This window comes from Klebsiella pneumoniae (assembly GCF_000742135.1).
Classification (GTDB): Bacteria; Pseudomonadota; Gammaproteobacteria; order Enterobacterales; family Enterobacteriaceae; genus Klebsiella; species Klebsiella pneumoniae.
The window spans coordinates 2,291,163-2,308,529 of sequence record NZ_KN046818.1; the positions used below are offsets into that span (position 1 = coordinate 2,291,163).

The 17,367-nt window shown below is 62.0% G+C and carries 19 protein-coding genes; 10 read left to right on the forward strand and 9 right to left on the reverse strand.

Annotated features, from left to right (window positions below; genetic code table 11):
* Positions 1 to 2: 2 nt before the first annotated feature.
* Genes DR88_RS14585 through DR88_RS14570 form a run of 4 tightly spaced genes read right to left on the reverse strand, consistent with a single transcriptional unit; the run spans position 3 to position 3,305 of the window.
* Positions 3 to 662, reverse strand: coding sequence for a methionine ABC transporter permease (locus tag DR88_RS14585; RefSeq protein ID WP_021440109.1), 660 nt, complete (start codon positions 660 to 662; stop codon positions 3 to 5).
* A complete protein-coding gene (locus DR88_RS14580; RefSeq protein WP_002904635.1) occupies positions 659 to 1,450 on the reverse strand; it encodes a methionine ABC transporter ATP-binding protein in 792 nt (263 codons plus the stop codon). The genes DR88_RS14585 and DR88_RS14580 overlap by 4 nt, the downstream gene beginning before the upstream one ends.
* Positions 1,447 to 2,253 (reverse strand): MetQ/NlpA family ABC transporter substrate-binding protein, encoded by an 807-nt coding sequence (locus DR88_RS14575; RefSeq protein WP_004143504.1) that lies wholly within the window; start codon positions 2,251 to 2,253, stop codon positions 1,447 to 1,449. Before DR88_RS14575 ends, DR88_RS14580 begins: the two co-directional genes overlap by 4 nt.
* A 23-nt stretch (positions 2,254 to 2,276) precedes the next feature.
* Entirely contained in the window at positions 2,277 to 3,305 is a 1,029-nt protein-coding gene (locus DR88_RS14570; RefSeq protein WP_004148362.1) for an isopenicillin N synthase family dioxygenase, read from the reverse strand.
* Between the two features lie 282 nt (positions 3,306 to 3,587).
* Here DR88_RS14570 and DR88_RS14565 point away from each other — a divergent pair, with 282 nt between their 5' ends.
* The 3 genes from DR88_RS14565 to DR88_RS14555 all read left to right on the forward strand — a co-directional run bounded on the left by DR88_RS14565 (position 3,588) and on the right by DR88_RS14555 (position 5,116).
* The gene (locus tag DR88_RS14565; protein ID WP_002904643.1) at positions 3,588 to 3,851 is read left to right on the forward strand and encodes a VF530 family protein; all 264 of its coding nucleotides are present in this window, start codon (positions 3,588 to 3,590) and stop codon (positions 3,849 to 3,851) included.
* A gap of 21 nt (positions 3,852 to 3,872) precedes the next feature.
* The gene (locus DR88_RS14560) at positions 3,873 to 4,184 is read left to right on the forward strand and encodes a cupin domain-containing protein (RefSeq protein WP_023283696.1); all 312 of its coding nucleotides are present in this window, start codon (positions 3,873 to 3,875) and stop codon (positions 4,182 to 4,184) included.
* Positions 4,185 to 4,360: 176 nt separating this feature from the next.
* Positions 4,361 to 5,116 carry a VOC family protein gene (locus tag DR88_RS14555; protein ID WP_025861918.1) on the forward strand — a complete coding sequence of 252 codons (756 nt, stop codon included), beginning with the start codon at positions 4,361 to 4,363 and terminating at the stop codon, positions 5,114 to 5,116.
* A 9-nt stretch (positions 5,117 to 5,125) separates the two neighbouring features.
* On the opposite strand, the gene DR88_RS14550 is transcribed toward DR88_RS14555, so the two are convergent.
* A complete protein-coding gene (locus tag DR88_RS14550) occupies positions 5,126 to 6,070 on the reverse strand; it encodes an AraC family transcriptional regulator (protein WP_004148363.1) in 945 nt (314 codons plus the stop codon).
* Positions 6,071 to 6,175: 105 nt separating this feature from the next.
* On the opposite strand from DR88_RS14550, the gene DR88_RS14545 reads away from it, so the two are divergent.
* Positions 6,176 to 7,384 carry an MFS transporter gene (locus DR88_RS14545; protein WP_004148364.1) on the forward strand — a complete coding sequence of 403 codons (1,209 nt, stop codon included), beginning with the start codon at positions 6,176 to 6,178 and terminating at the stop codon, positions 7,382 to 7,384.
* Here the strand turns inward: DR88_RS14545 and hpxE are convergent.
* A complete protein-coding gene (gene hpxE, locus DR88_RS14540) occupies positions 7,361 to 8,335 on the reverse strand; it encodes a molybdenum cofactor-independent xanthine hydroxylase subunit HpxE (RefSeq protein ID WP_032443883.1) in 975 nt (324 codons plus the stop codon). The two genes, DR88_RS14545 and hpxE, sit on opposite strands and share 24 nt — an antisense overlap.
* A gap of 11 nt (positions 8,336 to 8,346) precedes the next feature.
* Positions 8,347 to 9,384 (reverse strand): molybdenum cofactor-independent xanthine hydroxylase subunit HpxD, encoded by a 1,038-nt coding sequence (hpxD, locus tag DR88_RS14535; RefSeq protein ID WP_004148366.1) that lies wholly within the window; start codon positions 9,382 to 9,384, stop codon positions 8,347 to 8,349.
* A 125-nt stretch (positions 9,385 to 9,509) separates the two neighbouring features.
* Here hpxD and hpxR point away from each other — a divergent pair, with 125 nt between their 5' ends.
* Positions 9,510 to 10,433 (forward strand): LysR family hpxDE operon transcriptional regulator HpxR, encoded by a 924-nt coding sequence (gene hpxR / locus DR88_RS14530; protein ID WP_002904781.1) that lies wholly within the window; start codon positions 9,510 to 9,512, stop codon positions 10,431 to 10,433.
* Here hpxR and hpxO read toward each other — a convergent pair.
* Positions 10,414 to 11,568, reverse strand: coding sequence for an FAD-dependent urate hydroxylase HpxO (gene hpxO / locus DR88_RS14525; protein ID WP_025861919.1), 1,155 nt, complete (start codon positions 11,566 to 11,568; stop codon positions 10,414 to 10,416). The genes hpxR and hpxO overlap by 20 nt on opposite strands.
* A 344-nt stretch (positions 11,569 to 11,912) precedes the next feature.
* Between hpxO and DR88_RS14520 the strand changes: the two genes are divergently transcribed.
* The 5 genes from DR88_RS14520 (at position 11,913) to DR88_RS14500 (ending at position 15,947) form a co-directional block, all read left to right on the forward strand.
* Positions 11,913 to 13,292 carry a nucleobase:cation symporter-2 family protein gene (locus DR88_RS14520; protein WP_032411468.1) on the forward strand — a complete coding sequence of 460 codons (1,380 nt, stop codon included), beginning with the start codon at positions 11,913 to 11,915 and terminating at the stop codon, positions 13,290 to 13,292.
* Positions 13,270 to 13,770, forward strand: a complete 501-nt coding sequence (uraD, locus tag DR88_RS14515; protein ID WP_025861920.1) for a 2-oxo-4-hydroxy-4-carboxy-5-ureidoimidazoline decarboxylase — start codon at positions 13,270 to 13,272, stop codon at positions 13,768 to 13,770. Before DR88_RS14520 ends, uraD begins: the two co-directional genes overlap by 23 nt.
* Positions 13,767 to 14,093, forward strand: a complete 327-nt coding sequence (gene uraH / locus DR88_RS14510; protein WP_025861921.1) for a hydroxyisourate hydrolase — start codon at positions 13,767 to 13,769, stop codon at positions 14,091 to 14,093. Before uraD ends, uraH begins: the two co-directional genes overlap by 4 nt.
* Before the next feature lie 265 nt (positions 14,094 to 14,358).
* Positions 14,359 to 14,625 carry a type II toxin-antitoxin system antitoxin HipB gene (gene hipB, locus DR88_RS14505; RefSeq protein ID WP_002904790.1) on the forward strand — a complete coding sequence of 89 codons (267 nt, stop codon included), beginning with the start codon at positions 14,359 to 14,361 and terminating at the stop codon, positions 14,623 to 14,625.
* Positions 14,625 to 15,947: a type II toxin-antitoxin system HipA family toxin gene (locus DR88_RS14500; RefSeq protein ID WP_004148372.1), complete on the forward strand. Its 1,323-nt coding sequence runs from the start codon at positions 14,625 to 14,627 to the stop codon at positions 15,945 to 15,947. Before hipB ends, DR88_RS14500 begins: the two co-directional genes overlap by 1 nt.
* Before the next feature lie 16 nt (positions 15,948 to 15,963).
* On the opposite strand, the gene DR88_RS14495 is transcribed toward DR88_RS14500, so the two are convergent.
* Positions 15,964 to 17,256 (reverse strand): glycoside hydrolase family 10-like protein, encoded by a 1,293-nt coding sequence (locus DR88_RS14495; RefSeq protein ID WP_002904794.1) that lies wholly within the window; start codon positions 17,254 to 17,256, stop codon positions 15,964 to 15,966.
* Between the last annotated feature and the right edge of the window lie 111 nt (positions 17,257 to 17,367).

A 17,367-nucleotide genomic window follows, 5' to 3' on the forward strand; every position in this document is an offset into this window, starting at 1 on the left:
GGCTAGCGGCGGTGGGCCAGGCGGCGCACCAGCCGATCGCCGGCCATTTGCACCCCCTGGACCATCGCCACCAGGATCAGCACTGTGCCAAACATGACTTCATTATTAAACCGCTGATAGCCGTAGCGGATGGCGAGGTCGCCGAGTCCACCGCCGCCGATCACACCGGCCATGGAGGAGAAACCAATCAGCATCACGATGGTCAGCGTGATCCCGGCCAGCAGCGTTGGCAGGGCTTCCGGCAGCAGGGATTTAAAAATGACGTGCCAGACGTTGCCGCCCATCGACAGAATGGCTTCAATTCTCCCGTAGTCCACCTCGTCGAGCGCGTTTTCCGTCAGACGGGCAAAGAATGGAAAGGCGCCGATGGTTACCGGCACGATGGCGGCGGTGCTGCCCAGCGTGGTGCCGACGATCAGGCGGGTAAAGGGGATCAGGGCGATCAGCAGTACGATAAACGGCAGCGACCTGCCGATGTTGATTACCGCGCCTAACAGCGCGTTCAGTTTCGGCATCGGCGCCAGCCCGTTGGCGCGGGAAATAAATAACAGCACGCCGGTGGGCAGCCCGATCAGCACGGTAAACAGGGCCGCCAGGCCCACCATATAAAGCGTATCCAGCGTGCCGTCGAGTAATAACGGCCACAAATCTTCCCAGCTCATGCTACTCCGCATAATGGCCTCCCCTGAACGCCGTGGCGGGTAAGAAATTCCTGTTCAGCCTGCGGGTCGTGCAGCAGCGACTGGCGCAGCCGCGACCATGGGGTCACCAGCAGGTCGGCAAGTTTACCGCTTTCGACAATCTCGCCCTGTTCCAGCAGCGCCGCGTGGTCACAGATGGTTTTCACCACCTCCAGCTGGTGCGTAATCAGCACAATGGTCAGATTGAGGCGCTGGTTAATATCCGCCAGCAGGGCCAGCACCGAGGCGGTGGTCTCGGGATCCAGCGCACTGGTCGCCTCATCGCACAGCAGCACTTCCGGCCGGGCGGCCAGCGCCCGGGCGATGCCGACGCGCTGCTTTTGCCCGCCGGAAAGCTGTGACGGGAAAGCAGCGGCCTTTTCGCTGAGATCCACCAGCTCCAGCAGTTCGCGCACCCGGGCCTCGCGAGCGGCCCTCGGCACTCCGGCAATCTCCAGCGGCACCGCGACGTTGTCAGCGACGGTGCGGGCATGCAGCAGATTGAAGTGCTGGAAAATCATCCCGGTGCGCAGGCGATAATCCCGCAGCGCCGCCTTGTTCAACTGGGTAATATCCTGTCCGTTCACCAGAATGCGGCCCGAGGTGGGCCGCTCCAGTAAATTGAGACAGCGGATGAGCGTACTTTTGCCGGCGCCACTGCGCCCGAGAATGCCGTATATTGCCCCTTTCGGTATCTGCAACGCGATATCGTTCAGCGCCGGTCGGCCGGTTCCGGCGTAGGTTTTGCTCAGCCCTTCGATGGTTATCATGACTGAGGGGCCACCGGGATCACCGAGCCGTTGTAGGTTTTACGGATAAACTCCGCCACCTGCGGCGAGGTCAGGTCTTTCGCCAGCGCCTTAATGCGCGGGTCATTCGCCAGGGCTGGGGTGGTCACCAGAATATTGGCGTACGGGTTATGCTCGGCGCTTTCCAGCCCCAGGGCATCCTTCGCTGGCACCAGGCCGGCTTCCAGCGCGTAGTTACCGTTAATCACCGCCAGGTCGACATCGTCGAGGGAGCGCGGGATCTGCGGCGATTCAATCTCCAGAATCTTCAGGTGTTTCGGGTTCTCGACAATATCCTTCGGCGTCGCCAGGGTGGTGGCCGGGTCGGTAAATTTGGGGTCCAGCTTGATAAGCTTCTGCGCCTGCAGCAGGAACAGCGCCCGGCTCAGGTTGGTGGTGTTATTCGGCACCGCCACGGTGGCGTTTTCCGGCAGTGATGAGAAATCTTTATGCTTATGCGAATAGATCCCCAGCGGCTCAATATGCACGGTGGCCGCGACGGCAAAGGTTTTACCCAGCGCTTTCTCCTGATCCTTCAGGTAAGGGACATGCTGGAAGTAGTTGGCATCCACATCGCCACTGGCCAGCAGTTCATTGGCGTTGACCCCGCTGGTCAGCTCCACCACCTTCAGATCGAGGCTGGGATCGATTTTTTTGATGTAGTTGAGGATCTCCGCGTGGGGAACCGGGTCCGCGGCGACGCGCAGCGCGGCAGCCTGGACAGACGTCCATGCCAGAGAAAGAGACAGTGCGACCCCTGCCAGTTTAAAAGCGGCATATTTCATGGTGTGTTCCTTTTTAGTTATGGTTAAACGATCAATTGCTCGGCGCGTTCGCGAAACACGTCCTGATAGTAGCGTTCCGCCACGTCCGGATGGGAACGCAGACGGCCCTTGAGATAATTCCAGCCGACATCGCGCAGCAGCGGATTGTGCGGGTCGCTGTCCGGCCCTCGCGCTTCACGCGCCAGCTCGGGCGGCAGGGTGTAAACCGGCACCACCGCGTCAAGCTGGGCGCCGAGGAAGAAGGCGATGGAGAGGCGCTGCTGCTGCGCCGGCGGCGACACCACGCGATGGACGGTAGCGCGCAAATACCCGTTGGTCGCCAGCTCCAGCAGTTCGCCAATATTGACCACAAAGCTGCCGGCCAGCGGCACGGCGTCGATCCATTCTCCAGGCGCGACCTCTACCTGCAGTCCTTTCTGCTCGTCCTGCAGCAGGAAGCTGAGAAATCCCGAATCTTTATGGGCGCCGACGCCCTGGCTGCTTTGGGTCTCCTGCTGGCCGGGGTAGCGGATCAGTTTGATATGCTCGTTGGGTTTGTCGCCGTAGAGCTGATCGAAAGCATTTTCCGGGAGCTGCAGGGCTTCGGCAAAGGCGCGCAGCAGGCGGATGCCCACCTGGGTCATCTGCTGTTGCCAGTGAAGTAATACCGGTTTAAGCGACGGCAGGGCGGCAGGCCACAGATTCGGACCCTGCAGGCGCTGCCAGCGCGGGGCGTCGTCGCTGAGGGTCAGCGCCAGACGTTCGGCGCCGATATCAAACTGTTCTCGCCAGTCAGGCTGGCCGCGCGTCAGCTCAGAGGCCGCGCGGTTATAGCCGCGAAAATGGGGGGAGTGGATCATCGCCACCTGCTGTTTTTGCGCCTCATCGAGAGCAAAAAAGCGCTGGGACTGGCGCTGAACTTCATATTGAAGCGCGTCGTCGACACCGTGGTTGATCAAATAGAAGAAGCCGATGTCGCGGGCGGCATGACGCAGGTCGGCCAGGAAGGCCGCTTTATCCGCGGGGTCCGCGTAGCGGGCCAGGTCGAGAATCGGCAGGGTGGTCGCGTTCATTGTGTTCTCCGAAAACGGGGTAATAAGTTATGGGTTGATTAAGGTTCTGGGTTCGGGCACAACAGCAGCGCATGGTGATTTCCTCTGTCCGGGGCTGAACACAGCTTGCCTCAAGGCCAAATAAGCAACCAATAACGTTATTTTCTAATTTATGACCGCGCGGGGTTCAGTGCTTTTGCGTTAAATAGATATAGGCGCGAAGCGCGTAATGAAGCCGGTTGCGCCCGTCGGTGAGAGCCAGTAAGGTAAGCGCACTTTTTAATGCGGAACGGACGTATCGTAATGCACAGCTCGAAAGATCCCCTGCACGGCGTGACGCTGGAAGCGCTGCTCAATGCCCTGGTGGCGCGCTATGGTTGGGCGGAAATGGCCCGCCAGGTCAACATTAACTGCTTTAAAAGCGATCCCAGCATTAAGTCCAGCCTCAAATTTCTCCGCCGGACGCCGTGGGCGCGCAAAGAGGTGGAGGCTATGTATCTCGCCTCCCTTGATGATGACGCGCCGGTGGAGAAAGCGGATCCCTGGGCAAACTGGCAGAAAAAATAACCCTTACCACAGGACACCATCATGCAGAGCTGGAGCAGTAAAGATTTCACCGCCGAACGCGCGTGGGGCGCGCTGGATATTGCCAATTTTTCCGGCACCACCGTGCGTCTGCACTGGACCGACCAACCCTATATCTGGCACATCAATGATGGTCAGGAGGTGTTTGCCGTGATGGATGGTCAGGTGGCGATGCATGTGAAAGTCGACGGCGAGGAGCAGATCATCATGCTAAACGCCGGCGATATCTTCTACGCCGGGGTGGGATGCGAGCATGTCGCTCACCCGCAGGGGGCGGCGCGTATTCTGGTGATTGAGAAAGAAGGGTCGGTCTGACCCCGCGGCGGGCGGTTCTTTGCCCGCCGTTTCATCGCCTGTCAGATGCGACATACCGCGTTGATATAAATTACCTATCCTGCTTTCGATATATTTAATTCTTGTTTGCCATTCCCTTCACCCCAGCACTATCTTTTGCCGCAGGCGCCTGACCAGGCACAATCGCGGGAGAGATCATGGCAACCTTGCAGTGGGACCACGCAGTACAGTTTGTGAATCAGCCGGAAGCGGCGATTGATATCTTTGCCGGGCAGCTGCTGCGGGCGGTGGCCGGAGGGCGGCATCCGGGGTGGGGAACCCGTAATGCGCTGAGCTATTTTGGCCTGACCTATATCGAATTCCTCGCCATTGCCGACCCGGACGAACTGCGCGCCGCGACGGACAAATTCCTCCTTTCGCGCGACGCCGCACGGCTGCTGCCGGAGAATGAGGCGCTGTTTCGGGTGGCGCTGCGCAGCGACGACATCGACGCCACCTATGACCAGTTGCGTCGTACAGGGGTGACAGTGTCACCGATTGTCGATGGCCAGCGCAACGATCCGCAGGGCAATATCATCCGCTGGCGGATCTTCACCATCGATGGCGACACTGCCGGGCTGGTCTATCCCTTTGTGCTGCAGTGGGGAGAAGACGACGCCACCCGGCTGACGCAGCTGCGCGCCCAGAGGCTGGACGCGCCGCATCCGCTGGGCGACATTGCGCTTGAGCAGGCGGTGTTCGAGGTGGTCAATCCGCAGGCGGTGCGCGATCGCTGGCAGGCGCTGCTGGGCTTTCCGCCACTGGGGGAGCAGGGACTGGACGTGGGCGGCCAGCAATTTATCTTCCGTGAAGGGGCTGCCAACCAGCTGACCGAACTGGTGTTCCGCGTCGCCAACCCGGCGCTTAAGGGGCAGCGCTTTCGTGTCGGCAACGGCGTGTATCGCTTTACATAAAGGCTGACTCTAGCGTGCCGTGGCGCGCAGGGCCCCCGGCGGCTGGCCGGTGATGCGTTTGAAAGCCCGGCTGAAGGCCGCCAGCGATTGATACCCGAGGCTGAAGGCGACTTTTTCCAGCGCCTGGCCTTCATGGGTGATGTACTGCACCGCCAGCCGCATACGCAGCTCGGTGAGATAGCGGGCGGGGGTGGTGCCGGTGGCGGCGAGAAAACGTTCCGCGAACAGCGAGCGTGAAAGACCCGCCTCCCGCGCCAGATCTTCCACTTTCCAGTTGACCCCCGGGCGCTGATGCATGGCGTAGATCGCTTTCGCCAGCCGGGGATCGCGCAGGACCTGTACCCAGCCGGTGGCGTTGCCGCACCCGCACGCTACCCAGCCGCGGACAATCAGCGCGGCCACCACGTCCGCCAGCCGGGCGAGGATCCCGGCATAGCCTGCCTGGCGGGTGAGCGATTCCCGCTCCATCGCCGCCAGCAGCGGCTGGATCTCCGGCCAGGTGTTTAGCAGGCTGCTGACCTGCATCACCTCGGGCATGGCCTTGACCAGCGGCTGCATGCCGCCGAGCTCAAAGTCCATACAACCGCTGAAAATGACGGCGCGCTCCGGGCAGTCAGGCTGGTCGCCAGCGTTGATACAACTTACCGTGCTGCACACCGTTTCGCTGGGCAGCTGCGCCACATTGACCACCGTGGCCTGCGGATCTGAGAGCAGGGCGTGCCCGTCGCCGTTGGGAATAAATAGCGCATCGCCGCTCTCGAGGGTGAACTGTTCTCCGCTGGCCATGCGCAGCAGCACCGGCCCGCGGCTGAAGAAATGGAACTGGGCTTTACCCGCCACGGCGCTAAAGCCGACGCCGAACGGGCGTGCGGTTTCGATGCGCCGGTAGTTAACGCCGGAGAGGCGCATACCGCGCAACAGTTCGCTGGTCAGGTCGATGGCAGGCTGGCTCATGGTAATTCCGGACGAATAATCAATAACTGAAGAGTATGCATCATATATCGTCCGAAAGTAAGTCCCTAAGATGACCAGGATGTTAATAAACCTGGAGAGTTGTATATGAGTTCCTGCATAGCTGCTGACGCGAGCCTGTCTCCCGCCAAACCTGCCTGGCGCGCCGTCTATGCCCTGGCCCTCGGGGTGTTCGGCCTGATCGTGGCCGAGTTTCTGCCCGCCAGCCTGTTAACGCCGATGGCCAGCAGCCTCGGCGTCAGTGAAAGGATGGCCGGACAGGCGGTCACCGCGACGGCGCTGGTGGCGTTAGTTACCGGCCTGCTGATCGCCACCGCCACCCGCAATATCGATCGCCGCTGGGTGCTGATGTTCTTTTCCGTACTGCAGATAGTCTCCAGCCTGATGGTCGCTTTTGCCGATTCGCTGGCGTTTCTCCTGCTGGGCCGTCTGCTGTTGGGGATCGCCATCGGCGGCTTCTGGGCGATGTCCACCGCCACGGCGATGCGTCTGGTGCCGGCGGCCCATGTGCCAAAGGCGCTGGCGATCATCTTTTCCGCGGTGTCTGTCGCCACGGTGGTGGCCGCGCCGCTCGGCAGCTACCTCGGGGAGCTGATCGGCTGGCGCAACGTGTTTATTCTCTGTGCGATACCCAGCCTGCTGGCGCTGCTCTGGCAGCTGTGGGGGCTGCCCTCCATGCGCCCGGAGAGCGTCGGGACCTTCTCCACGCTGTTCAGGGTGCTGCGCCGTCCCGGTATGCTGGGCGGCATGCTGGCGACGATCCTGATTTTCAGCGGCCATTTCGCCTTCTTTACCTACCTGCGGCCGTTCCTTGAGACCGTCGCGCAGGCCAGTATCGAAGGGGTTTCGCTGATATTGCTCGGCTTCGGTGTCGCTAACTTTATCGGCACTTCGGTGGCGAGCTATCTGCTGAGCCGTAGCCTGCGCCTGACCCTGGCGCTGCTGATGGTGACGTTTGGCCATCTGACCGTGCTGGCCGGGCTGCTGGTCGCCCTGTGGGGATTTGCCTTCGGCCTGGTGCCGGTGGCCTGGTCCACCTGGCTTGCCACCACCGTGCCGGATGAAGCAGAAAGCGCGGGCGGTCTGCTGGTCGCCTCTATTCAGCTGGCCATCGGCGCCGGGGCCGCCGGCGGCGGGGCGGTGTTTGATTTGCACGGCGCCAGCGGCGTCTTCACCGGCAGCGGTCTGCTGCTGTTGAGCTCGATGGTGATTGTCTTCGCCGCCGTACGGGTGAAACCGGTCGCCCGCGCCGACCAGCCGGTGACGGGCCGCTTATCCCGCGAGATCGATAACTAAATTGGCCGACAGGCTGCGGGAGCAGCACAGCGCAATATGCTGCTCTGCGGCCTGTTTTTCCGCCTCCGACTGCACGGTATCCCGGTGGTCGACGGTTCCCTCGCGTACCGGCGTCAGGCAGGCGCCGCAGATCCCCATCTCGCAGGAGAGCGGCACCGCGACGCCATGCTCCTGCAGCACCTGGGCGATGGTTTTGTCCCCCGGCACAGGCCAGCGCTCCCCGGTGGAGGCGAGGGTGATGGTGAAGGTTCCGTCCGCCGCCGACGCCGCCGTCGGGGAGGGCGGCTGGAACGCTTCGCTGTGCAATTGTTCCTCTCCCCATCCGACCGCCCGCGCGGTATCGCGAACCCGGGCCATAAATCCGGGCGGACCGCAGAAGTAGACCCGGGTGTCGGCGTCCGGAGCCCCCAGATCCTGCGCCAGCCGCTGGCGCGGACTCTGCCCCTCGTCTGAGCAGTGGATCTGGCAGATTCCACCCGTTAGCTGGCGGGCGATCTCGGTGGCGAAGGCGGCCTCCTGCGCACGGCTAACGTAATAGTGCAGCGTAAAGCTGGCGCCGGACGCCGCCCGGGCATGGGCCATCGCCAGCAGCGGCGTAATACCGATCCCGGCGGCGAGAAGCACCACATGGCCGCCCTCGTGCAGCGGAAAGTGGTTGCGCGGGGCAGAGATCATCAATGGCTGTCCCGGGCGCAGGGTGTCATGAATATAACGGGAGCCACCGCGAGACTGCGACTCGCGGGCGATGCAGAGCAGATAGCGATCCCGTTCGGCCGGGCTGCCGGTCAGGGAGTACTGACGGATCAGCCCGCAGGGAAGATGGAGATCGATATGGGCGCCGGGCGTCCACGACGGCAGCGGTTGCCCCTCGGCGCTCACCAGACGAACGGCCAGATTTTTCGCGCCCTGGCGCCACAGGCCATCGACCACCACCGGGAGTATGTCGCGCATATGACCTCCACTCATACCAGAAAGAAATCGCCAAAACCCATCTTCTTCAGCCCGCGCCGGTAGGCGATAGAGCTGCGGTCTGCCGGAATATGCGCCTCCAGGGTCAGATCCAGCGGCAACCGTTCCGGACGCTGGGTCTCGACCATCAGGCGGTCCTCTTCGAACACCCGCAGGTTGAACGCATGTACGTCTTCCACCGGCACGTGCAGATCGAAGTTGCGGGCAATAGGGGCAAACATCCGCGTCACCCGGGACGACACCGGCGAGGCGGCGTTCATGATCACCAGCCTGGCGTCGGCGGGAAAATGGATGGTCAGCGTAGCGGTGAACGGCAGATGCATTTCAAAGTGACGCAGCCACTGGAATCCTTCCGGCGCGCGGAAATCAGAGCTGGCCGGGTAATTGCCCACCGAGCTCCAGTAGTCGGCAACAAAGCCGAACGGCGTCTCCTGCGGGGTATAGTCCGGCACCTGCTGGTTGTCCGGATCGGCGAAGGTGTCGGTGTGGATCCACGCGAAGTGGGCGACATCGAGAAAGCCTTCGACCTGGCGGCCGGCAAATCCCTTTACCTCGAAGGCCGGGCAGTTGATTTGCTGAAAGCCGGCGTCGTCCCAGTGCGGCATGGTCGGTAACGGCGGCGGATTGTCCGGATCGCAGGCCAGGCAGGTCCAGATCAGCCCGTAGCGCTCCTCCACGGCGAAGCTGGTGAGATGCAGTTTGGCCGGAATGGGTTGCCCCGGACTGGAGGGGATGCGGTTGCAGCGGCCATCCTCGCCAAAGCGCAGGCCATGATAGGGGCAGACGATGCCTTCCTCTTCATGAAACCCCAGGGTCAGCGGCACCCCGCGGTGCGGGCAGACGTCGCGGGCGACCACCACCTGGCCTTTAATACGGTAGATAACCAGCTGTTCGTCCAGCAGGGTGGCTTTCACCGGGGCGCCGGTAATATCGCAGGCGCGGGCCACCGGGTGCCAGCAGCGGGCCAGCCGCAGCCAGTCCTCTGGATCAAAGGTGCAATGGGCGGGGGGCGTGGGGGTGATTGTCTTCATGATTTCTCTTCCTGCTCACATCGGTGATTGTTTTATTGTTGTGAGATTATTGTTGTCATATTAGGGTGTTCACATCCATCACCATTAATTCACTCTGCTGTTGCAAAAAAGAGTACAGGGGCGCCATGAGTCCATTTTCCCGTTTCGCGCACTATTTCATCGCCGTGGCCCGCTGCGGCAGCTTGCGCCGGGCCGCCGAGCAGCTGCATATCTCCGCCTCGGCAATTAACCGCCAGATCCTGCAGGCCGAGGAGGCCTTCGGTACCCCGCTGTTCGAGCGCCTGCCGGAGGGACTGCGGATGACCACCGCCGGTGAGTTGCTGTATGACAATCTGCTGCGCTGGCAGAAGGAATTTCGTCAGACCCGACAGAAATTTGATGAGCTGCAGGGGATGAAGCGCGGAAGCGTTAGCGTTGGCATGGTGCAGGCGCTGGCGGAAGGGGGCTTCGCCGCCGCGCTGGCGGAGATCATCGCCAGCTGGCCGTGGCTGGAGCTGGATCTGCAGGTGGCTGACAGCCACACCGTCAGCCAGAAAGTGCGTCAGGCGGACCTGGACGTCGGCCTGATCCTCGATCCGCAGGGGCAGGCTGGACTCAGCGTGCTGGCCTTTGCCGAACTGGAGGTGGGGATTGTGATGCGTCCGGACCATCCCCTGGCGGGGGCGAAGGCGCTGTCTTTGGGCGAGCTCAGCCTGGAGCGGCATATCGTGCCCGGCGCGCCGCTGATCGTCCATGAGCGGGTGGCGCTCCTCTATCGCCACCATGACTTTGCGCCGGAGAATACCATCAGCTGCAATGATATCCGGCTTATCAAGTCGTTGGTGCTACGCGGCAGCGGCGTGACGCTCCTTAGCCTGCTCGACGTGCTGGACGAGGTCCAGCGTGGACAGCTGGCCTTTGTCCCGCTGCGCAGTACGCTGCTGCGACCGCTGACCCTGGCGCTGTGTACTGCGCCCTCGCGTCAGCTTTCGCGGCCAGCGCAAATGGCCATTCAGACGCTGAGTGCGGTGATCGAATCCATGGCGACGGTCAGCCCAGCGGCCCGCTGAGGATGGTGTCGCACATGCCGTTGATAATGCGCTCCCCGGTCTCCTCGCGCAGCTCCTGGTACCAGGCTTCGGTGAGCTGCATATCCTTCCCGTGGGTAATATCGCACCGCTTGCGCGCCTTCAGCACCAGGTCACGAACCCGGTCGCAGCGCTGGGCTTCGTACTCGCGCAGGGCGGCCGCAATATCTCGGGTCTGGCGGAAAACGGCGCCCAGCACCACCGCATCTTCCATCGCCGCGCAGCCTCCCTGGCCAATATCCGGGGTGGTGCTGTGTCCGGCATCGCCGAGCAGCGCGACGCGGCCGCGCACCAGGCGGCTGAAAGGTTCGATATCATGGATTTCAATGCGGTTGGTGGTCTGCGGGTCGAGGGCGGCGATCAGCTTCTGCACCGGCGGCGCCCAGCCGGCAAAGTAGCGGCTGAGGTCAGCGCGCAGGGTGTCACGATCCTCCGCCAGACCCGCCGGCAGCGGCACATCAAAGAAAAAGTAGAACCGGCCGGCGGAGACCGGCATCAGCGAGACGCGCTTGCCTTCGCCGACAAAGGTGGTCCACTGATCGCCGGGGGCCAGCGCTTCATCTATCTCCACCAGACCGTTCCAGTTGACGTAGCCGGCGTAGCGGCGCTGCGGGGTAAAGCCCAGCACCCACGGACGCAGTGCGGAATGGCTGCCGTCGGCGGCAATCAGCAGATCGCTGCTGGCGCTGCTGCCGTCGGTAAACCATACCGTCACGCCGTCGGCGTCTTCTTCACAGCGGGTGACGCGTTTGCCGAACTGCACGCTGTCCCGTCCCCAGTAATCCAGCATTTCCCGCTGCAGTTCTGCCCGGGAGACCGGGCAGGGGCGGCTGCCGGTGCGTTCGATCAGCGGGGCGAGACTGAACTGGGTCATGTTCTCGCCGCTGCGGAAATCACGATACGCCATCCGGCGCAGCGGCCCGCCGAAGGTCTCCATGATGTCGCCCATGCCGAGGTGGGCCATGCACTTCACGCCGTTGGGCCACACGGAAATCGCTGCGCCGACCGGTTTGATCTCTTTCACCGCTTCATAGACGTCGCAGTCGATCCCCGACTGTTTGAGCGCCACTGCCGCGCTTAAACCGCCGATGCCGGCGCCAATCACGATTGCTTTCATTTTTTCTCCTTCTCCCGATGTTGTGACTGACTACAGCAATTTGCGTACCAGTTCGCTGGAGGGAGGAAAACCGCCTGCCTGAGGCACAGCGATGGCTCATGACGCACCGCATCGGTGCAATGTGAGGTATTGGTTGCCTTTTTATGAATCAAAAGTTTCTGCATGTTGCATTAAGAATCTATCGTTTCAGACGCCTGGTTCAGCAGCGGAGAGGGGTGATGCATCACGAGCGTAATCTAAGTTGATGATTTTGGAGTGATAATAAATTTATTGGTGCCCTTTTGTCGTCTCTGGCCTGCTTTGTGCACTAGCCCATGCACTTCTCTTTGCTACGGGATATCACTATGTCTGACGAACATCACAGTGGCCTGCTTTACGGCCTTGAACAGCGGATCCCACCGCTTCCGGCCTTTTTCAGCGCTCTCCAGCATGTGCTGGCGGGCCTGGTGGGGATCATCACGCCGCCGCTGATTATCGGCGCTACCCTCGGGCTTGGCGACTGGCTGCCGTATCTCATCAGTATGTCGCTGCTGGCCTCGGGCATCGGCACTTTTCTGCAGTCCAATCGGGTATGGGGCATCGGCGCCGGGATGATCTGCATGCAGGGCACCAGTTTTGCCTTCCTCGGCGTGACGGTGGCCGGAGGGATGTGGGTAAAAGCGCAGGGCGGCGGGCCGCAGGATATGATGGCGATGCTGTTTGGCGTTAACTTTGTCGCCGCTCTGGTGCCGGTGATTGTCAGCCGCTTTATCGAACCGCTGAAGAAAATCTTTACTCCCATCATTACCGGCAGCGTGATTGCGCTGATCGGCATCAGCCTGATCAAGGTCAGCGTCATCAACTGGTGCGGTGGGGAAAAGGCCGAGGATTTCGCCAGCATGAACAATATCGCGCTCGGGGCGGGCACCCTCGGGGTTATCGTCCTGCTGAGCTGCGCCAAAAACCGCTGGCTGCGGCTCTCCTCGGTGGTGGTGGGCATTGCCGTGGGCTGCATCGCAGCGGGGCTGAGCGGTCAGTTCCATCTTCACAGCCTGGGCGACACCCTGTTTCGCCTGCCGACGCTGTTTCCGTTCGGCTTTCAGTTTAACAGCGCGATATTTCTGCCGGTCGCCCTGGTGTCGCTGGTCTGTATTCTGGAGGCGGTGGGCGATCTGACGGCCAACTCGCTGATTTCACAACAGTCTGTTGACGATCGCGCTTTCCGTAACCGGCTGAAGGGCGGTATCCTGGCGGATGGCGTCAGCTGTATGGTGGCGGCCATGCTCTGTGCTTTTCCGAACACCACCTTCGCGCAGAACAACGGCGTGATCCAGATGACCGGGGTGGCCAGCCGCTATGTCGGACGCTACATTGGCGTGATTCTGATCCTGCTCGGGCTGTTCCCCCCGGTGGGCGAACTGCTGCGGCAGATCCCGGCGCCGGTGCTGGGGGGCGCCACGATGGTGATGTTTGGCTGCGTGGTGGCGGCCGGGATCCGGATTATTACCCAGACCCCGCTGAGCCGTCGCGATGTGCTGATCGTGGGGCTGGCGTTTGGCGCGGGTCTTGGCGTGGAGTCGGTGCCGGCGTTTCTCAGCCATTTTCCGCCGATGGTCGGCGATCTGTTCGGTTCGGCGGCCACCAGCGGTGGGCTGGTAGCGATAGCGCTGAACCTTATTCTGCCGCAGGAGCAGGCGGCGACGAAATCGTTAAGGAGTCAGGATGATCGCGCTGAGTCAGTTTAACAGCCTGAGCAAAGATGAGGCGGCGGGGCTGCTGGCCCCTTGCGTGGCGATCCCGGCCTGGGGCGAGACGCTGGTGAGCTTGCGACCTTTCGCCAGCCGCCATGCGCTGCTGCAGGCCGCCCGTAAGGCGATGGCTAACTGGGGAGAGGATGAGCTGAACGCGGCGCTCAGCGCCCATCCGCGGATCGGTGAGAAGCCGACCGGCGGCCAGGCGCATGCGGCGCTGTCGTGCCAGGAGCAGTCGACGGTGGACAGCGAGAATGAGCGGCTCGCGCAGGCCCTGCGGGAGGGGAATGCCCGCTACGAAGCCCGCTTTGGCCGGGTGTTTTTAATCCGCGCCAAAGGGCGCAGCGGCGATGAGATGTTGCAGGCGCTGACGCACCGGCTGCAGCATACCGCCGACGAAGAAGTGGCCGAGGCGCTTGCCCAGCTGCGAGAGATTACGATGTTAAGACTGGAAGGAGTGATTGGCGAATGAGCATCCTGAGCACCCATATTCTGGATATTTCCACCGGTACGCCGGCAGAAGGCGTAACGGTCAGCCTGAGCCGGGAGGGCGAGACGCTGGCGAACCTGGTGACCAACGCCCAGGGGCGTATCGCCACCTTTAGCGCCGAGCCGCTGCCGGCGGGGCGCTATTGCTTAACAGCGGAAACCGGGGCGTGGTTTGCCCGCGCCGGGCGCGAGAGCGTCTTTACCCGGGCGCAGATTGATTTTGTTATCGGCGAGGCGGCAGAGGACCATTTCCATCTGCCGTTTCTCATCGCCCCGGGCGGGTGGTCGACCTACCGCGGCAGCTAAGCGCGGCTGCCCGCTGCCGGGCGGCGCGGCCCTTGCCCGGCCTGGATCGTTACGGAGCGGTGAGAGACAGCCCGTAGGCCCGGTAAGGCGCAGCCGCCACCGGGCATGTACAGGTGGCTCCGGCGATCATCCTTCCTGTTTTATCCCCACACAAGGATGATTATTCTATTATCCCCACCAAGGGATATCCTTGACATTATCCCCTGTAGGGTATAAAACCAAGTTTATCCCGACAGGGGGATAAATGATGGTGAGGAACAAGGCGATGAATTCCCCGCAGATATACAGTCCCGTGCAGCTGGCCAATTACCTGAAGCTGCTGCGCCAGCAGAACCACTGGACCCAGGATGCGCTGGCCAGGCGGATCGGCATTAAGCAGGCCACGCTGTCCAATTTTGAAAATCACCCCGACAAAACCACCTTAACCACGCTGTTTAAGATCCTCCAGTCGCTGGGGGTGGTGATGACGCTGAACGCCAAAGCTGCTGAGACGGCGCCGGCTCCCGATAACAACACGGACCTTGACTGGTAATGGCGACGCTTACCACCTGGATGAACAATGTGCGCGTGGGAACCTTAACCCGCCAGGCTAACGGGGCGCACAGTTTTCGCTATGACGAAGAGTGGCTGCGCAGCCTGCGCGCCAGACCGCTCTCCCTCTCACTGCCGCTGCAGTATGGCAATATCACTGCCGACGCGGTGTATCACTATTTTGATAACCTGCTGCCCGACAGCCCGCAGGTCCGCGACCGGATCGTCAGGCGCTATCAGGCGCGCTCGAAGCAGCCGTTCGATCTGCTGGCCGAAGTCGGGCGGGATAGCGTAGGGGCGGTGACCCTCCTGCCGCCGGGGGAAGAGGCGCACCTGGAAGGATTACGCTGGCAGACGCTGGACGAGGCGCAGCTTACCGCCTTGCTGACCGCTTACCAGTCGGATATCCCCCTCGGGATGATTACCGGCCAGGACGATTTCCGTATCTCGGTGGCCGGCGCCCAGGAGAAAACGGCGCTGCTGCGGATGGGCGAGCAGTGGTGTATTCCGCAGGGCGCCACGCCGACCACGCATATCATTAAGCTGCCCATCGGCGAGATAAAGCAGCCCAATGCGACGCTGGATCTGCGTGAAAGCGTGGATAATGAGTATCTGTGCCTGGCACTGGCCAGAGAACTGGGCCTGGCGGTGCCGGAAGCGGAGATCATCGCCACCCCGCGGATCCGCGCCCTGGCGGTAACCCGCTTCGACCGGCGCTGGGCGCAGGAGGGACGGGTGCTGCTGCGTCTGCCGCAGGAGGATCTGTGTCAGGCTTTTGGTCTTCCTTCAGCGATGAAATATGAGTCTGACGGCGGGCCGGGTATCGCCGCGATCATGACCTTTCTGCTGGGCTCGAGTGAAGCGCTGAAAGATCGCTATGACTTTATGAAGTTCATGGTCTTCCAGTGGCTGACGGGGGCGACGGACGGTCACGCAAAAAACTTCTCAATTTACCTGTTGCCCGGCGGCAGCTACCGCTTAACACCGTTCTACGACATTATTTCGGCGTTTCCGGTGCTGGGCGGCACGGGACTGCATCTGCGCGATCTGAAGCTGTCGATGGGGCTCAATGCCACAAAAGGGCGTAAAACAGAGATTAACGCCATCTATCCGCGTCATTTTCTGGCGACGGCCAAAGCGGTGAACTTTCCCCGGGAGCAGATGCTGGCGATCCTCCAGGAGTTTGCCGGGCATGTGCCGCAGGCAATCGAAAGCGCTCGCCGGACGCTGCCGGCGGACTTTTCCAGCCACGTCTGGCAGGCCATTACAGAGAACATGCTGAAGCTGCACGCCCGCCTGCAGCAAGGGCTGCAGGCGCTATAGCAGAGCCGGCTGGCGGCTAGCTCTGCGGCTGCCCCCAGCGGCTGCGCAAATAGTTAACCGCCTGCCGGGTTTGCGGCTGATTGAGGTTGTTTTCGCGGAACAAGATGGTGCCCTGGATCTGCGGCAGAGTCTCATTGAGATCGAGCTGCTTTTTCAGCTCCGGCACGCCGCCATCCACCGTCCAGTCAGGCTCGTTTTTGGACGGTTCACCCACCTTGTACAGCGCCACGCCGATATACAGCCGGGTATGGGTCGGTTTAACCACCTCGGCCCACCAGTTGGCCAGCACATCATAGCGCGCGGCATCGCGGGCAAACGGCCAGTAGATCTGCGGCGCGATGTAGTCGAGCAGTCCCTGCTGCACCCAGCTGCGGGTATCGGCATAGGATTCATCATAGGCGGCCGCGCCCCGGGTATCCGACCCCGCCGGATCGTGGGAGCGGTTGCGCCACACCCCGGCCGGGCTCACGCCAAACTCGACGTTCGGATTGAGCTTTTTGATGGTGGTGGAAACCTGGGCTATGAGCTGCTGGGTGTTATGCCGCCGCCAGTCGCCCTTCGAGGCATAGCCCTGCCCGTAACGGCGGAAAGTCTCGTTGTCGTTAAGCGGTGAAGAGGCGGTTTCGGTGTAGAAATAGTCGTCGAACTGCACGCCGTCAATCGGGTAGTTCTGCACCACTTCAGCGACGATGCTGGTGATCCAGTCCCGTGCTTCGGGAATGCCCGGGTCGAGGACAAAGCGATCGCTGGCGGTGCGGATCCAGTTACGGTGCAGGACGAACACGCTGGCCGGTACCTGGGTGAGGGTGTTGTTCAGCTCGGCAATCGTCGACGGTTTGGTGTTGACCGAGACGCGGTAGGGGTTAAACCACGCGTGAACCTTCATGCCGCGCTTGTGCGCTTCATCCAGCATAAACTGCAGCGGATCGTAGCCAGGGTATTCGCCGATTTTGCCGGTCAGCATATCGGACCACGGCAGAATATCCGACCGCCAGAGCGCCGTACCGTCCGGTTTCACCTGGAAAAAGACGGTGTTGATCCCCAGGCGCTGCAGGTTATCGAGTTTAGCGATCAGCGCCAGCTTCTGCTGCGTGATGCGGCTCTCCGGCGTGCTGGCGATAATCGACCCGACCGGCGGCCAGTCAAGGCGCGAAACGGTGGTGAGCCACACGCCGCGCACCGGCTCCCGGTGCGCCTGCCCGGCTTTGACGGCGGCAGCGTTCGGCGGCGTGACAAGGGATTTAGGGGCTTTACTGGTGCAGCTGAACAGCATGCCAGCGGCGATGAGCGCCGCGCCTGCCAGCGCCACTTTGCTGGCTAAGGGGAATCGACGAGAATGGCTGATGATGAACTCCCGTGTACTCAGATCGTCGCGTGTAGGCGCTATTCTCTTACGATTCGCCGGTCAGAGCAATTCCTT

Bases quoted from the DNA above. Each gene is read 5' to 3' on its own strand.
- DR88_RS14585 (WP_021440109.1), bottom strand. From the start codon at position 662: ATGAGCTGGGAAGATTTGTGGCCGTTATTACTCGACGGCACGCTGGAT.
- DR88_RS14580 (WP_002904635.1), bottom strand. From the start codon at position 1,450: ATGATAACCATCGAAGGGCTGAGCAAAACCTACGCCGGAACCGGCCGA.
- DR88_RS14575 (WP_004143504.1), bottom strand. From the start codon at position 2,253: ATGAAATATGCCGCTTTTAAACTGGCAGGGGTCGCACTGTCTCTTTCT.
- DR88_RS14570 (WP_004148362.1), bottom strand. From the start codon at position 3,305: ATGAACGCGACCACCCTGCCGATTCTCGACCTGGCCCGCTACGCGGAC.
- DR88_RS14565 (WP_002904643.1), top strand. From the start codon at position 3,588: ATGCACAGCTCGAAAGATCCCCTGCACGGCGTGACGCTGGAAGCGCTG.
- DR88_RS14560 (WP_023283696.1), top strand. From the start codon at position 3,873: ATGCAGAGCTGGAGCAGTAAAGATTTCACCGCCGAACGCGCGTGGGGC.
- DR88_RS14555 (WP_025861918.1), top strand. From the start codon at position 4,361: ATGGCAACCTTGCAGTGGGACCACGCAGTACAGTTTGTGAATCAGCCG.
- DR88_RS14550 (WP_004148363.1), bottom strand. From the start codon at position 6,070: ATGAGCCAGCCTGCCATCGACCTGACCAGCGAACTGTTGCGCGGTATG.
- DR88_RS14545 (WP_004148364.1), top strand. From the start codon at position 6,176: ATGAGTTCCTGCATAGCTGCTGACGCGAGCCTGTCTCCCGCCAAACCT.
- hpxE (WP_032443883.1), bottom strand. From the start codon at position 8,335: ATGCGCGACATACTCCCGGTGGTGGTCGATGGCCTGTGGCGCCAGGGC.
- hpxD (WP_004148366.1), bottom strand. From the start codon at position 9,384: ATGAAGACAATCACCCCCACGCCCCCCGCCCATTGCACCTTTGATCCA.
- hpxR (WP_002904781.1), top strand. From the start codon at position 9,510: ATGAGTCCATTTTCCCGTTTCGCGCACTATTTCATCGCCGTGGCCCGC.
- hpxO (WP_025861919.1), bottom strand. From the start codon at position 11,568: ATGAAAGCAATCGTGATTGGCGCCGGCATCGGCGGTTTAAGCGCGGCA.
- DR88_RS14520 (WP_032411468.1), top strand. From the start codon at position 11,913: ATGTCTGACGAACATCACAGTGGCCTGCTTTACGGCCTTGAACAGCGG.
- uraD (WP_025861920.1), top strand. From the start codon at position 13,270: ATGATCGCGCTGAGTCAGTTTAACAGCCTGAGCAAAGATGAGGCGGCG.
- uraH (WP_025861921.1), top strand. From the start codon at position 13,767: ATGAGCATCCTGAGCACCCATATTCTGGATATTTCCACCGGTACGCCG.
- hipB (WP_002904790.1), top strand. From the start codon at position 14,359: ATGAATTCCCCGCAGATATACAGTCCCGTGCAGCTGGCCAATTACCTG.
- DR88_RS14500 (WP_004148372.1), top strand. From the start codon at position 14,625: ATGGCGACGCTTACCACCTGGATGAACAATGTGCGCGTGGGAACCTTA.